The following is a 14,351-nucleotide window of genomic DNA, read 5'->3' as shown; positions in this document are numbered from 1 at the left end:
TGCCTAATCAGAGGCGTTTTCCGCTTGCTCGTTCTCCTCGGGCACGAGCCGTTTTCGCATGAAGTGACGCTGGTGTCCCTCCGGGAAATCGTCGAGTGACCCGAAGACCTCGTAGCCCGCTTTGCGGTAGAACCCGAGAGCTTGGAAGCTGAAGGTGTCGAGGAAGGCGTGTCGGCAGTCGTGTCGGCGAGCTTGGTCCTCGGCTTCCCGCAAGAGCGCCCGCCCGATGCCGAGATGACGGAGCCGCTCCTCGACCCAAAGGGCGTCGACATGAAGCCAGCCCCAGTATATTTCCGCGAAGAGACCGCCGACGAGTCGTTGCCGCTCATCGCGAGCGAGTACCGCGACGTGCTGTTGATCGTAAGGACGCGATTGGCCGCTGGCGTGGGCCAGGAGTTGATCGCGAAGATGACGTAGATCACTGACGGGTGGATTGAGTTCGCGAGCGATGGAAAAGGTGCCGTGGTCGCTCTGAAGGAGAGTCGGCGCCGACGGAGCGGATTCGGGACTCGATGGGGCACCGGGCGGTTGATCGGGCATCTCGGGTCGCTTTGAGAGAAGGGAGCCATCCGGCTGCCAGTATACCGCGGCGCTGGCGGAGATCAGCCCGAAGATTGGAGCGGAAAACTTCGTTCACCGACCACATCGGTAGGTTCAACGATCTGCTAGGCTCCGTCTCAAAAGTCGGCTCTGGCTTCGGCTGGCTGCGTCGGCGCGGGACTTTGTCGGGCTGCATCGACGAATCCAGTGGATTCGCCTGCTTCGCCCTCCTCGTCCCGCACCAACTCGCTGAGCCTCGGACCAACGATCAACTTTTGAGACGAAGCCTAGTGTCCTCTTTGGTTAGTTCATTGACTAAAAGACTCTTGGGTGCCCCACGCTCCGGCTCGCCGTGGGCATGCGGAAAAACTCACGCTTGCCGTGGGCATGCGGGGAAACGCCAATGATTTGGCTATCTTCCGCATGATCTGAGGGCCGAGATTTCATGGAACGAACTTACCAATCAGGACACTACACGCAGGCCGCGTGTTTCTGAACGAACCGCATCGGCACTTTTCGGCAAGCCTGGCGGTCGGCGAAGCAGTCCGACTCGAAATAAGCGCGGACCGAGTCGAGGATGTAGTGGGCGGGAACGTTCTTCTCGAAGACGCGCTCGGCGCCGTAGTGAAGGGCGTCGAGCAAGATGTGACTCGCGCTGACCAATTCCCCCTCGTCCGCGAGCGCGAAGAAGGCGGTGTGATCGCCGATGTCGTCCAACCATTCGGGAACGTTCACGTCGGGAAGACGCATGTCGATGATCGCGAGATCGAAGATCATGTCCTCGAGGAGACGCCTGGCCGCTCGTCCCGATTCCGGGGCGACGACATGAAAATCACGCTCCAACTCCTCGCGGAGAAGGTGGCGAGAACGAGGCTGGTGATCCACGACGAGTATCCAATGCGACATCATGACGTCTCCGACTGGCGGCTCCCTCCACAACACCCTTCTCATTACTAGCCGACGCTGATGATCGATAGATGAGGAGCAGATGAAGATCGGATGAGCTTCCCACGTCGTCCGTTTGGATCACTCTTGGGTTTTCTCTCGCATATCCCAATACCGGTCGGCATTGGTCATCGAATGGTTCATCCGACGTCGGCCGAGCGGGCTGGAGGTGTGTAGTCGCCAGATCAGCCGAGCGAGCGTCCCCTGTTGAGCGGCCTGTTCGATCCACGCGGCCACGGTGCCGCCGGTTTCGGTGGTCCCAAGCTCATAGTCGAGCGAGATTTCGGTCACCTCGCCCGTCTCCAGGGCGGTGATGGCTTCCTGGGCCGTTCGCGCGTGCAGATCGTAACTCGATGGCATGGTGCGCAGGTCGTCGAGCCATACTTTCATGGGAACTCCGTACATTCTCGCGTGGCGACGAACAAGTCTCAAGGTGCCGCCGCGACAAGTAAGAGTTTCGCGACGCGGCCACGTTGTACGATTCTCGGCGGATCGACGCTCTAGCACAAGCTCATCGGGCCCATCGCTAGCCGGCAACGACTGGGGCACAAACCTCGCCAGGGACCGCTTCAGACTCGATAATACTTTATCGAGATAGGGTAATTCCTAGTGACAAATGGACCTAGGGAGGGAAAACTGGGCGTTTGTTCAAACGGTCACGTTTGCCCACCGAGGAATGACGGTGTTCCCACCGTGTTGAAGGAGTTCGACAGATGCGGAGAGTGTTGGCTGCCCTGGCCCTCGTGTTGACGCTGGTCGGCACAAGTCTCGCGGACAACTGGCCCGCGTGGCGTGGTCCCCAGCGTGACGGCATCAGCAAGGAAAGCAACCCGCCCACGACATGGAGCAAGACCGACAACGTTCGTTGGCGTTTGCCGCTGCCCGGTCCCGCGGGCTCGACACCCATCGTCTGGGGCGAGCGCATCTTCCTGACCTCGGCCGAAGGCAACGCGACGGTCCTGCTTTGCGTCGACACCGACGGCAAGATTCTGTGGAAGCGCCCCCTCGGCGAAGGCAATAAGGTCGTTCGCAAAGGAGAGGGGAACTCGGCGTCGCCTTCCCCCTCGACCGATGGCCAAAAAGTCTGGGCGAATGCGTCGACCGGCGAACTGGCCTGCTTCGATTTCGACGGCAACGAGATCTGGCGCGTCGACCTACAGGATCGCTATGGGAAGTTCGATATCGCGTTCGGCATGACCGCGACCCCCGTCCTCGACGGTGACCGACTCTATCTCCAGCTTCTCCACACCGGGGGAGCGATCGTCGCGTGCCTCGACAAGGAGACGGGCAAGGAGATCTGGCGCCAGAATCGCGAAAGCGACGCCTACGCCGAGTGCGAACACTCCTACGCATCGCCGATCATCTATCGCGACAAGGATCGAGAGTTTCTCATCACGCACGGCGCCGACTACGTCGTCGCCCACCGCTTGGACAATGGCGAGGAGATTTGGCGCTGCGGCGGTTTGAATCCTCGTGGCAACTATAACCCGACGCTGCGTTTTGTCGCTACTCCCGCCGCGGCTCCCGGGCTGATCGTCGTTCCCTCGGCCAAGAATGGCCCGGTACTCGGCTTGCGACCCGACATCAAGGGCGATGTGACCAAGGACGAATCGGCCTATCTCTGGACCCGTCCGAACAATACGCCCGACGTGCCCTCGCCGCTGATTCACGATGGATTGGTCTATCTCTGCCGCGAGAACGGGGTGCTCCTCTGTCTGGACGCCAAGACGGGCAAGGAACTCTACCAGAACCGCACCCATGCCCAGCGTCACCGCGCCTCGCCCGTCTTCGCCGACGGCAAGATCTACATCACCGCGGCCGATGGCACCGTGACCGTCGTCAAGGCCGGACCGGAATTCGAGGTGATCTCGTCGAACGACATTGAGGAACCACTCGCCGCGTCGCCGGTGATCGCCGACGGCACGCTCTACCTTCGCAGCTACGACGCCCTCTACGCGATCGAGCCGGAAGAGAAGAAGTAGCGTCCGACGCTCAATACGTGAAGGTGGCGGCTGCTCACCCGTCCTAGCAGCCCATCCGGTACGTTCGTTTCATGAAGACTCGCGCGGGAGATTGCCCAATCAGAGGCGTTTCCCCTCTTCCACTGGTGAGCGTGGATCACTTGAGCATGCCCACGGCGAGCGTGGGCATCGGGCACCCAAGAGTCTTTTGGTCAATGAAGATGCCAACCAGGATCCTAGCAGACGGTTGGTAATGGGCTCCTTCCCGCCCTTGTTCGCGTCTCCCCGGTTAGTGATATCGCACGACGACCCGATGACCGGTGGATACCCCGATCATCGTTCCTCGATCGGCTCCTTCACCAATAGCTCCGATTGACTGCGGGGCTTCGCGCTCATTCCCCCTTTCTGGCCCCATCGCATCCCCGACAAACCGCTTGGGCTTCCCAGGCGCGTCAGGCCCATTCATAGGGGCGGATCGTCGCCGCGGTGAGGATCGTAACTCGCGTTGTGTAAAAGAGTTGTGTCGTCATATCGGGCAACTGGGGGTGGCCTTAATGAGTCACAGGTGTTGAAATTGGATCTCAGTTGCTCTAGGATTTCCACCGAATGAAGTGTCGTATGCACCCCACGAAACGATCTCTCTCGCCCGAAACAGCTTGTCAGTCAGAACTGGTATGGTACCCACGGCAATCGGCCCCTAGGGAAGTGCCTTTCGATCAATTCACCCGACCCGCCTTCGAAGGCGCAGGGGAAATGGAAAGGTCTTACCCGTGAGTCGCGCATTCTCTCGTCGAACGGCGTTTACCCTCGTCGAACTACTGGTTGTGATCGCCATTATCGGCGTCTTGGTCGGTTTGCTTCTTCCCGCCGTGCAGCAGGCTCGCGAAGCCGCCCGTCGCATGCAGTGCATGAGCAACTTGCGCCAAGTCGGGATTGCATGCCACGCCTACCACGCCAGCCACGAGATCTTTCCGCCTGGCCGGCTTGTTTATGCCGGAACCGACTCGTCCGGCGGCGCCACGTCCGTCGTCACCGGATTCCTGGCGATGATTCTTCCCAATGTCGATGGCGTCAATCTGAGCGACCGCTACGACCAGACATACGGGTTTGACGATCCCATCAACCAGCCCGCCGTCAACACGCCCGTTTCGATCTTCATGTGTCCTTCGGCTGGGGGGAGTCGGATCACGCCGATCTACGCGGGTTGGAATCTCGGTTGGACGACCGATGTCTCGTCACTCCCCGCGGAGACCGCTGCCGCGGCCGACTACTACGGCGTTCGTGGACTGCATGGCGTCGATGACACTGGAGTCCATGTCTGGGACTCGACCGTCGGTATCTTGGGCGAACAGGGAACCAGGTTGGGCGAGATCATCGACGGCACCAGCAAGACGATGCTTCTCTTCGAGATGGCCGGCAAGCCAGAGCACTGGAAGTTGAGCAAACGGCAGCCTGAACCGACCAACGCTCAGTTCTACCAACATGGCCCCTGGGCGGGGAACAACGGAGTGGGCGTCTACAACTGGTCACGCGACGGTTCGACGAGTGGGTGTGACGAGTGCACGAGCTATATCAATATCGACAACACCTATTCTCCCTATAGCTTTCACACGGGCGTGGTGAACATCATGATGACCGATGGATCAGTGAAGAACCTGTCGGATAGCATCGATCATGTTCTCTTCGCCAACATCGCTAAAAAGGCCGACGGCAACATCGTCGAAAACTTCTAGGCGTCTGATTGGCGCGTTCTTCGCATGAACTCTCCGGTTTCCCTATCGTGTGGAAGCGTGTCGAATCGACGGCTTGCCTCGCATGCCCACGGCGAGCGTGGGGGCACCAAAGCGTTACTTGGCGACGGATGAACAATTCGTGATGTTGGCGCTGTCGTTTTTCCGCGATTTTCCGGTGGCCCACGACGGACTGCCGGCCCTTGCACGGAGTCGTTCATGATCGGTCGAACAAGTGCCTCGACACGGATCGCTCTCCTGGTCGTGGCGACCCTGGGCGGCATCTTCCTCGGTCCCGCCGATCGGCTCGTTGCCGACGACTACGAGTTGGGCTTCTCCACCTACCTTGGTGGATCCGACTGGGAACACGCCCGAGACTGCTTCGTCGATGACCAAGGTTACGTTTACATTGTCGGCGGAACGCAGTCGGAGGACTTTCCGACCACCGAGGGGGCGTTTCAACGACAACAAGACATGACGGGCGATCGCATCGGCTCAGGCGGCTATTGCGACGCCTTTGTCTGCAAGTTCGCCCCGAATGGCCGACTGGTTTGGTCGACGTTGCTCGGCGGTCCCAACTACGACCGGGCCTACGCCGTCGAAGTCGACAAGACGGGCCATGTCTACGTGAGCGGACGCGGCGGCCCCGGATTTCCGGTCACCGACGACGCGATCCAGACCGAATTCCGTGGGAGCGACGCCGGCGTCTACGGCATGCAGAACGGATTCCTGGTAAAGCTCAAGCCCGATGGATCGGGGTTGGTTTGGTCGACCTACGTCGGCGTGGGATTGCTCAACCGAGATCTCGCGATCGACGACCAAGGTGATGTCTACGTCGCGTTGCACTACACGGGGAAGGGTCCATTGCCGCCCGCCTCGTGGTTCGAGGGAGCCCTTCAGCCCGAACCTGCGGGTGATGCCGAGATCGGCGCCATGAAGCTCTCCACCGATGGCAAGGCCATCGAGTGGGCGACTTGGTTCGGCGGTTCGGCCAAGGAGGGAGCCGAGTCGGGAATCCGCCTCGACAACGACAAGAACGTCTACCTCAACTTCACCACCTGGTCGCCCGACGTTCCGACGACCGAGGGAGCGCACGACCGAAGCCACAACGGCGAGTCCGACGCCTTCATCGCCAAACTGAGTCCCGACGGCAAGAAGCTGCTCTTCGGAACCTACTTCGGAACCAGCGGCATCGACTACGGCAACGGCACTCACAACATGGCGCTCGACAAGGAGGGCAACGCCTTCTTGGTGACGACGACCGACAGTGCCGAGATGCCCGTGACCGAAGGGGCGCTGCAACGCCAGCTCTCCAAAGGGAAGCGTGACATCGTCGCCTCCAAGTTCTCGTCCAGGGACGGGCGGCTGCTGAACTGTACCTATCTTGGCGGAACAGGCAACGAGGAGCCCGATGGCGTCTGCATCAGTCCCGGCGGCGATCTCTACTTCGCCGGTTCGACGTCATCTCCCGACTTCCCGCTCACGGACAACGCGCTTAAGCGGACGCGTTCCGAGCAGAATGACGCGATCTTCGTCGTCATGGCGCCGGATCTCGGGTCGCTCAAGTTCAGTACCTATCTTGGTGGCGAGAGTCACGACTACGGGCGAGCGGGCTTTATGGATGCTGAGGGCAATCTCTATCTCACCGGCTCGATCAATGGATCGGGTTGGCCGACGAAGAACCCGCATCAACCGAAATTCGCCGGCGGCGGAGGGGGGAAAGAACTCTGCTACGAAGGCGGTTGCTACGCCGGTGATGTGATCCTCACCAAACTCGCCGTCGTGAAGCCGGATCAACCGTAGGCGCTTTGGAGCGGCAACGGCGAGGAACTGTTTTCCGCTCCCATTCGTCCGCGATGGCTCGCGTCCAAACTGGTCAATTCATTGCTCAAAGGACGCTTGGGTGCCCCATGCTCACGCTCGCCGTGGGCATGCGCGAGGAACTCACGCTCGCCGTGGGCATGCGCGAGGAACTCACGTTCGCCGTGGGCATGCGGGAACACGCCTCTGATTCGGCACACTCCCGCACGATCGGGGGACGAGCGTTCAAGCCAGCGAGGTAGTCGAACAGGACGCTAACCAGATGTCGCCTCGGCATCGCCAAAGTAGCGACTCACTAACTCCGCCGGTGGTGGTGGCGTCAGCAGCGAAACGACCACTCCAAAGACTAGTGACGCCGCCAGCCCCCAGAAGAGAGGGTCGAGTCCTCCCGGACGCCACGCCTTGGCTTGCTCGTACATCGCGAATCCGACCAGATAGAACATCAAGTAGACCGCCACACCTCCCAACATCGCCGCCAACGCGCCCTGACGATTGGCTCTTCGCCAAAAGAGAGCAAACGTCATCGGCACCAAGAATGTCACACCGAGCGCCCCGCCCGCGAAGACGATCAAGTACTGCAAAAACTGCGGCGGTTTGATCGACGCGACCATCACCGCGGAACCAATGAGCAGGGTGCACGCGTAGCTCAACCGCTTCACCCTCTTGTCGGAGGCGTCCGGGTCGAAGTTCCGCTGATAGATGTCTCGCACGAACGATGAGGAAATCATCAACAGGAAGCTGTCGACCGACGACATCACGGCGGCGAAGGGGGCCGCGACCAGTAGGCCCGCGAGCCAAGGGAGCCCGGCCGCGTGTGACAGATGAAAGGTCATCTCCGTCATGATTCGGTCCGGATCCTGATCGAGGCCTGGTACGAGGACGCGGGCGTAGCAGAAGATCACCACAAGCGGTGGATAGATCAACAGGAAGTAGACCGCGACCACCGCCATGCTGCGCCGGATGGTCTTGGATCCACCCGCGGCGATCAAGCGAACCATATTGGCGGGCTGAGCCGTTCCCGAAATCGCCCAGATCAAGAAGAAAGAGATGGCCAAACCGATCGTGAGAAAGCCTTCCTCGCTGCTGGGGCTCGGCCCGGGACCGCTCACGTAGACGCCGCGTTTGCCCGCTCCGTAGCGGTACTCGCGTAGGTCCTCGTCGTCGATGTCGAGGGAAAGCCCGACGGGAAGTGTCGGGGGGGCGGTCTCTGGGAAACTTGCGAGGACGCGTTCGATCTCCTCGGGCGTGGTGATCTCGACAATCTTGATCAGATTGGAGGTCTCTTTTTCGGGCAGGATGATCGCCAACTGGTTTGTTCGAAAGAGCCGCGTCAACTTGTCGTCGGATTCGAGCGTCACCCAGGTATCGGAAGGGACGCGGATACCCGTTTCCGGCGCGGGGGGAATGCTTCGAATCACCGCCTCGCCCAGCTTGGGAGGTGTCATCACGGCCATCTTGGTGGTGCCAGCCGTCAACCCGCCGACTTGCCAGATCGTCAGGCCGAGCATCAAGAGGACGCCTCCGACCATGACGAAGCCTTGGAGGACATCGGTCCAGACGACGGCGCGAAATCCGCCGAAAGCGGTGTAAAGAATGACCAAAACGGAGAAAAACAGGAGCGAAAGGAGGTATTCCGGGTTCACATCGGACAGAAACGTGACGGAATTGGTCAGGTTTTCGACCAATGTGGCGCTGTAGCGAAAGCCGGGGACGTCGCCGATGAGCTTCTGCAGAATGATCGCCGAGACCTTGAATTGCGGCACCATGTAGAAGATCAGCAGCGTCGCCATCAACCCGGTCGACATCACGGCGAGCATCGGGCTGTTGAAGCGTTCGCGGAGGACCTCGGGAACGGTGATCGAGCCGGTTCGCCGGGCGACGGCGTTGAGTCGTTTGCCGAGAAGCCCTAACCCGCAAATCGCGAAGGCCATGTAACTTGCGATCCACAGGGCGAGGATCCAGCCGTGAGTGTAGATCAGGGCGGGAAAGCCCGCGAAGGTGCCGGCCGATGCCGCGGTCGCCGCGAAGGAGAACGAGATCGCGACGGTTCCCAGACCTCGGCTCCCGAGGAAATACTCCTTCAGGAAGCTCCGGCTCTGCTGCATGCGATTGGCGAGGATCGCCAGCAGAAAGACGATGACCGAGTAGATCAGGAACGTGACTAGGGCGGCTTTTGACTCGAGGACGCTGCCGTTGGCTAGTCCCTGGGCCGCGAGAACGCGATGAAACATGTAGCGGTGCTCATGGGTGGTCGTGACGGTCGGTGGGGGAGGAGGCGTCGGGTTCGGGGGCATCGTCGACGTCGCACATGCCGAAGAGGCCGAAGCCGATCGAGAAGAGCGTTGCCGCGATCCAGGGCATCAGCACGCCCCAGAAGACCCACGCGGGGATGCCGATCACCAGCGAGATCTCCTCGGCGGGCCGATGGTAGCCAAGCGTGACACAGACCCCGACACACCAAATCAGACACACGCCCCAGACGACCAGGGCGACGATCGCTTCCCGGCGGGAACTGTGGTACTCCGAGGATGTCGCGGCCAACTCGCTCATGGTCGTCACCTCAACGGTTTCGTGCGACCCCCATCCTAGTCAAGTACGCCCCCGGTTGCATGGAGAAACCTCTCCGCGCGTCCTCGTTTGTCCCTTCATGTCACGTGACATCGGCCGAAAAGCATCGAGCGTCATCTGGTTGAGAACGCCATTGGAGTCGTCGTGGCTGGTGAGTTTGGGTAGGTTCTGAAGGCTGGCACAGGTTGCTCGTCAACCTGAGTGGCGAAGCCACAAGAGTCCCGAGGTCCGGTTGGTCCAATTGGCGCGCTGACAGGGTTGTCCAAGTCCTCGTCGCGAGCGATCCTCAGGATCACTCGCCTGGATTGGAGAAGGATCTGGTCATCTCGGCGAACGAAGTCATTCGACAGACGGACTACTATTCGTTGGGACAATCATTCGTCCCAAACAGTTTCGAATGGCAGTGTTCACGATTCGCTCAAACCAAACAATTGGTGGGAACACCTTCTCTCCCCGGGTAACCGTTTCAATGACTTCGTTGGGTATTGCTGGGCATATGCCTATTGTTGCACTGGGAGGAAGAGGAACTCCCGAATGACTGGCACCGCTCCGCTTGGAGTAGATGTCGTTGATAGCACCTTTGAAGTCAGCCTTCTTGGGAAGGTACTTCAGAGGTGCAGTGAACAAGTCATCGTTGGCTTCAATTTCATCCTCCGCTACGAAGGTGGCAAGGAACTTTCTGAACTTCCATCGGGACCATGAATTGCTTTTGTCTTGGAGGACAATCCGTTGAGCGTCTTCTTCGCAAACCCCAGTATCCTCGATCGCCTTGAGCAGATTGTTCTTGCTTTTAAGCTGCTCTTCGGTGCTCGGTGAACAATCCTTGAGTACGGAACCAGCGATTGTCTCAACCGCCGACACAAGGAGTTGGTAAGCAATCTCGGGTTCTCGCTCAATCAATTCCATTGCTAGAGAATACCTATGAGCTGCACGTAGGACATCTTTTCCTGAAGGGAGTTCTGGAAGGTGTCTCAGAATGCTTCTGATTGAGTGTCGGCTAAACCCTACGGGTTGAGAGTCATGGGCGCTGACCCAGTGTCCATTTTGCGAAGTGTGTATTTCAATAGGGCGTGGTGTCCATTGAGCCGGTCGTTCGGCGTTGACTAGCGGGAATGGGAAGTCATGTAAGGGGTTTTCCTGCTCTAAGCCATAATAGCGTCTCCGAACCTCGCTGCCCACTGTGACCAGTCGCCTACATAGAAGCGTCATAAGAGCAGCGATGTCTCCCGCAATATCTTTCGTTTGCAACGAATCCGAACACGTACTGCCTGCAATTGTTGTTTCTAGACACCATTTAAAACGTAGAGCAATCTCTTGGGGGAACGAATTCAGTGGTTGGCTTGCGATGATCAGCTGGAATGGGTCGACGAGCAAGAGACGCGCGCCGTCGCTCTTGGTCCAATCTCCGTCAATCCCATCTGGGTAGAGCGTGCCGCTGCAAAGCAAACGAAACTCTGCTTCAAAGTACTCGCTCTCCGCTTTGCATTCCGCACGCGCTGCCGCTCGAATGTATTCTAGTAGACTCATTGGGTGTGCGAACCTTCGGCAAGTGTCCTTGATTGTTTTCACGGCCAGAGCCGATGCTTGAGACGGAACACTGGAGTGCTCTCGCCGATTTTCGGCGAAGCGAGCCAGCGCTTACCCGTGTGTTTGTGTTGTCGTCCCCAAGATTATTGATGCCGAGGAAAAAAGTGAACTTGCGCATTTCGGGATAACACCATCATATGTCTTGACGAGTATCTGGCGATTGGTTGGAGGGAACGACGGAAGATCCCATTCGGCGAAACTGCGGGAACTGTGAATGCATGGCCACATGCACGTGGTACGACCAAGAAAGGCGGGGCCGTCGTCTCCGCTTGAAATCGGGAGAATTGTTCCGATGAAACTGCAGGTCAAACTCAAAGAGACGGGCCCGTTGCCGACACAAGCAGCCGTGGACGACTTCAAACGGAGGAGGATTCTCCACTTTCCTGCGACTACGAGGAATTCCTTCTCAATGTCAATTGAGGCAGCCCCGATGATGAAGGGGAAGGGGAATCGGTCGAACTCTCGGTGAACGGAGACGTGGACGGATGGGAAGTGCGCAAGTTCTTTGGGATTGATAAGCCTCCTGCCCCTTCTTCGCCCTACGACCTCGACTGGAACCTCGAGGCGACCAAATGGTACGCCCCTCCTCAAATGGTTGCTTTTGCGATGACCTGGCTCGGTGACAAGTTCTGTCTCTCGTGCGCGGACGAGGACTACGGCAACATCTACGTCATCCTGCACGACAGCCCGCTCGAGTGGCAGGAGAAGTGCTATTGGGTGGCGAACTCTTTCACGGAGTTCATGGAGTCGCTGCAATGGGTACCGGATGAGTAGCAGTCCGTTGATTCAAGCGGGCCAATGCGAGAACGAGTCGGCAGCGAACAGATCAACGGGCTGCTAGCCATAGAAGGAACGGCAGCGACCCGTTCAACTCTCTGGTCGTGTCCTTCGCCTACCTGGATTGACGAGCCATCTGGGCCGCCTGATCGCGTGGCGCACTTCCCCTCCAACGATCATGGGGGGCCAACCAAGCACGTCGCGATCTCGACGCGCCACCAACCTCTCTCTCCATCACTCCCTGAAAACCATTGCGATCGGCCGCACCTCGCGTTAGAGTTCGCAACCGGGGGTGACGAGCAGATCCGGAACCGTTTTTCCAACTTCTGGGAGGGGCCCCCCATGCATCGTCGTCGCGCTTTTACCTTGGTCGAACTTCTCGTCGTGATCGCCATTATCGGTGTCTTGGTCGCGCTGTTGCTTCCCGCGGTGCAACAGGCGCGCGAGTCCGCGCGTCGTTCCCTTTGTGTCAACAAGATGAAACAGTGGGGCGTCGCGCTCGCCAACTACGCGGACACCAACGGCATCCTCCCGGTGCAGTCGACCTTCATGGATTCGGGGCAGGGAGTGACCAACCGAAGCTGGATGGTTCATCTCCTTCCCTACATCGATCAACAAGCCATCTACGATCGGATGAACATGGAACGCAGCGGCGTCGTGGCCCCGAACCTGGCCGCGATCCAGCGGCCGCTCGGGGCGGCGATCTGTCCCTCCGATCCGCTGGGTGGGGTCGTCGGGTTTGGAGCCGAAGTGACGGCCGACCTAAAGATTGCGCAAACCAACTACGCCGGCAGCGTCGGCGATCACCTCAACGGAGCGCCTCAAGGGGAGGGGGAACAGCCCCCTTATGGGCAGCGAAACGCCAGCTATCCTTCCGCGACCGCCGCCTCCTGGACGCGCGGCGTGATGGGACGATGTGGATTCAGCGCTCGGCCCCGTGAAGTCACCGATGGACTCTCCAAGACGATCTTCGTGGGTGAAGTCGTCGGGTTTTGGTGCGGCTGGCACAACTGGGGACATCAAAGTTGGGCAACGACGGCCCACCCGGTCAACACCTTCAACGCCATTGCCCAGTCGGCGAGCAATCAAGAGAACGTCCTCACTCCCGGGCAGTGCATCATCTTCCGGAGCCATCATTTGGGAGGGGCCAACTTTCTCTTCGGCGATGGAGCGGTGCGGTTCCTCAATGAGGCGATGGACGGCGCGGCCTATCGGGCACTCTCTTCGCGGTCGGAGGGAGAGATCGTCGAACTGTGACCGCGAGTTCGGTCATCGTTCCACAGAGGTTTGGCTTCTGGCATGTCCGACGACGAAGGCTCGACGGGGAACGAGCTTTCCCATGACCCTAACAAGGAATTGACGTGAACACTTCTGCCCGTCGACCGCTCTTGTTCGTCTCGCTCGTGCTCTTGGTTCCCGCGTGTGGCGGGACCGCTCACCCGACAACCTATCCCGTCAGTGGCAGCGTCCACTACAAGGGAGAACCGTTGGCGGTGGGCGTGATCACCTTTCATCCCGACAAGGGGCGAGCCGCCTACGGCACGATCAAGGGTGGCGAAATTCTCGGCGTCACGACGTTTCGCCAAGGAGATGGTGCCCTTCCGGGCCATCATCGGGTCGTTGTGGAGTCGACGAAGGAAGACCCGAACGACCCCTTCAGCAGCACCTCGCTCATTCCGGAGAAGTACGGCAATCCCGACACCTCGGGGCTCGAAGCGGACCTCTCCTCTTCAAGGGGCAACACGCTCACCTATGAGTTGAAGGACTGAGCCGCGCGTCGGAGGACGGGAGCCATCCTTGTGTTTGGCGCTCCCTACGCCCATCGTTGATCCCGCGAGGTTTGGTTCTGGGGGCAGGGTTCGCTATCCCTATCCTCTCACCGCCCACCTCTTCGACTCTTCGCCGCCTTCACCGTCGATGGCTGGCGGAGATGGAGTTCGATCGAGCGGGCCGGTCGAGATGGCGGGGGGCATGCTTCAGGAAATCGTGGCGTCAACAACGTTGATGAGTGCGAGTGTGGCCGTGCATGCGGGCGGGTCGATGGTGATCTTCACCTGGCTCGAACGCGTGGTGCCCGAACGGCTCGAGCGGATGAGCAAGCTGCACAACCTGGCGCTGCTGATTTCGCTCTTCCTCGTCATCCTGGCACTGCACGTCATCGAGATCACCCTCTGGGCGTTCTTCTACGACTACGTCGACTGTTTCGACGACTTCAAGACCTCACTCTACTATTCGTTCACCGCGTACACGACCACCGGTTTCGGCGACGTGGTTCTCCCTCGTCAATGGCAGCTCGTCGGCGCGATCGAGGGATGCGTCGGCATTCTCCTCTTTGGATGGTCGACCGCGTTCACCTGGGCATTCATCCATCAGTTCCTGACCGAACGGCATCGGCGTTCCCGGCAAGGCGAGTAGGGAACGT

At 59.6% G+C, this 14,351-nt stretch carries 14 protein-coding genes; 8 read left to right on the top strand and 6 right to left on the bottom strand.

The annotated features are described in order from the left end of the window. Positions 1 to 3: 3 nt before the first annotated feature. The 3 genes from Pan216_RS14610 to Pan216_RS14600 all read right to left on the bottom strand — a co-directional run bounded on the left by Pan216_RS14610 (position 4) and on the right by Pan216_RS14600 (position 1,875). Positions 4 to 540 carry a GNAT family N-acetyltransferase gene (locus tag Pan216_RS14610; RefSeq protein WP_145258787.1) on the bottom strand — a complete coding sequence of 179 codons (537 nt, stop codon included), beginning with the start codon at positions 538 to 540 and terminating at the stop codon, positions 4 to 6. 471 nt (positions 541 to 1,011) lie between these two features. Further along, the gene (locus Pan216_RS14605; RefSeq protein WP_419192529.1) at positions 1,012 to 1,425 is read right to left on the bottom strand and encodes a DNA-binding transcriptional response regulator; all 414 of its coding nucleotides are present in this window, start codon (positions 1,423 to 1,425) and stop codon (positions 1,012 to 1,014) included. 141 nt (positions 1,426 to 1,566) lie between these two features. Further along, complete coding sequence (locus tag Pan216_RS14600) at positions 1,567 to 1,875, bottom strand: cyclic-phosphate processing receiver domain-containing protein (protein ID WP_145258783.1); 309 nt, start codon at positions 1,873 to 1,875, stop codon at positions 1,567 to 1,569. A 323-nt stretch (positions 1,876 to 2,198) separates the two neighbouring features. Between Pan216_RS14600 and Pan216_RS14595 the strand changes: the two genes are divergently transcribed. The 4 genes from Pan216_RS14595 to Pan216_RS28370 all read left to right on the top strand — a co-directional run bounded on the left by Pan216_RS14595 (position 2,199) and on the right by Pan216_RS28370 (position 7,239). Continuing rightward, positions 2,199 to 3,467 carry an outer membrane protein assembly factor BamB family protein gene (locus Pan216_RS14595; protein ID WP_145258781.1) on the top strand — a complete coding sequence of 423 codons (1,269 nt, stop codon included), beginning with the start codon at positions 2,199 to 2,201 and terminating at the stop codon, positions 3,465 to 3,467. Positions 3,468 to 4,216: 749 nt separating this feature from the next. Then, a complete protein-coding gene (locus Pan216_RS14590) occupies positions 4,217 to 5,179 on the top strand; it encodes a DUF1559 domain-containing protein (RefSeq protein WP_145258780.1) in 963 nt (320 codons plus the stop codon). A gap of 216 nt (positions 5,180 to 5,395) precedes the next feature. Next, positions 5,396 to 6,979 carry an NHL repeat-containing protein gene (locus Pan216_RS14585; protein ID WP_145258778.1) on the top strand — a complete coding sequence of 528 codons (1,584 nt, stop codon included), beginning with the start codon at positions 5,396 to 5,398 and terminating at the stop codon, positions 6,977 to 6,979. A 107-nt stretch (positions 6,980 to 7,086) separates the two neighbouring features. After that, entirely contained in the window at positions 7,087 to 7,239 is a 153-nt protein-coding gene (locus Pan216_RS28370) for a hypothetical protein (protein ID WP_419192528.1), read from the top strand. Between the two features lie 12 nt (positions 7,240 to 7,251). Here Pan216_RS28370 and Pan216_RS14580 read toward each other — a convergent pair whose 3' ends face one another. The 3 genes from Pan216_RS14580 to Pan216_RS14570 all read right to left on the bottom strand — a co-directional run bounded on the left by Pan216_RS14580 (position 7,252) and on the right by Pan216_RS14570 (position 11,092). Beyond that, positions 7,252 to 9,228 (bottom strand): sodium:solute symporter family transporter, encoded by a 1,977-nt coding sequence (locus Pan216_RS14580; RefSeq protein WP_419192527.1) that lies wholly within the window; start codon positions 9,226 to 9,228, stop codon positions 7,252 to 7,254. Positions 9,229 to 9,238: 10 nt separating this feature from the next. Further along, positions 9,239 to 9,547 carry a DUF997 family protein gene (locus tag Pan216_RS14575; protein ID WP_145258774.1) on the bottom strand — a complete coding sequence of 103 codons (309 nt, stop codon included), beginning with the start codon at positions 9,545 to 9,547 and terminating at the stop codon, positions 9,239 to 9,241. A 357-nt stretch (positions 9,548 to 9,904) separates the two neighbouring features. Then, positions 9,905 to 11,092: a hypothetical protein gene (locus tag Pan216_RS14570; RefSeq protein WP_145258772.1), complete on the bottom strand. Its 1,188-nt coding sequence runs from the start codon at positions 11,090 to 11,092 to the stop codon at positions 9,905 to 9,907. Between the two features lie 525 nt (positions 11,093 to 11,617). Here Pan216_RS14570 and Pan216_RS14565 point away from each other — a divergent pair. The 4 genes from Pan216_RS14565 to Pan216_RS14550 all read left to right on the top strand — a co-directional run bounded on the left by Pan216_RS14565 (position 11,618) and on the right by Pan216_RS14550 (position 14,344). Beyond that, positions 11,618 to 11,926 carry an SMI1/KNR4 family protein gene (locus Pan216_RS14565; protein WP_419192526.1) on the top strand — a complete coding sequence of 103 codons (309 nt, stop codon included), beginning with the start codon at positions 11,618 to 11,620 and terminating at the stop codon, positions 11,924 to 11,926. 345 nt (positions 11,927 to 12,271) lie between these two features. Further along, entirely contained in the window at positions 12,272 to 13,186 is a 915-nt protein-coding gene (locus Pan216_RS14560) for a DUF1559 family PulG-like putative transporter (RefSeq protein WP_419192525.1), read from the top strand. 104 nt (positions 13,187 to 13,290) lie between these two features. Then, on the top strand, positions 13,291 to 13,698 hold the full coding sequence (locus Pan216_RS14555; protein ID WP_145258766.1) for a hypothetical protein: 408 nt from the start codon (positions 13,291 to 13,293) through the stop codon (positions 13,696 to 13,698). 235 nt (positions 13,699 to 13,933) lie between these two features. Continuing rightward, a complete protein-coding gene (locus Pan216_RS14550) occupies positions 13,934 to 14,344 on the top strand; it encodes an ion channel (protein WP_419192524.1) in 411 nt (136 codons plus the stop codon). Positions 14,345 to 14,351: the final 7 nt, after the last annotated feature.

This window comes from Kolteria novifilia, from assembly GCA_007748055.1.
Lineage (GTDB): Bacteria > Planctomycetota > Planctomycetia > Kolteriales > Kolteriaceae > Kolteria > Kolteria novifilia.
Note: the sequence above shows the minus strand (reverse complement) of the source record. Positions and strands in the feature narration are given on the sequence as shown.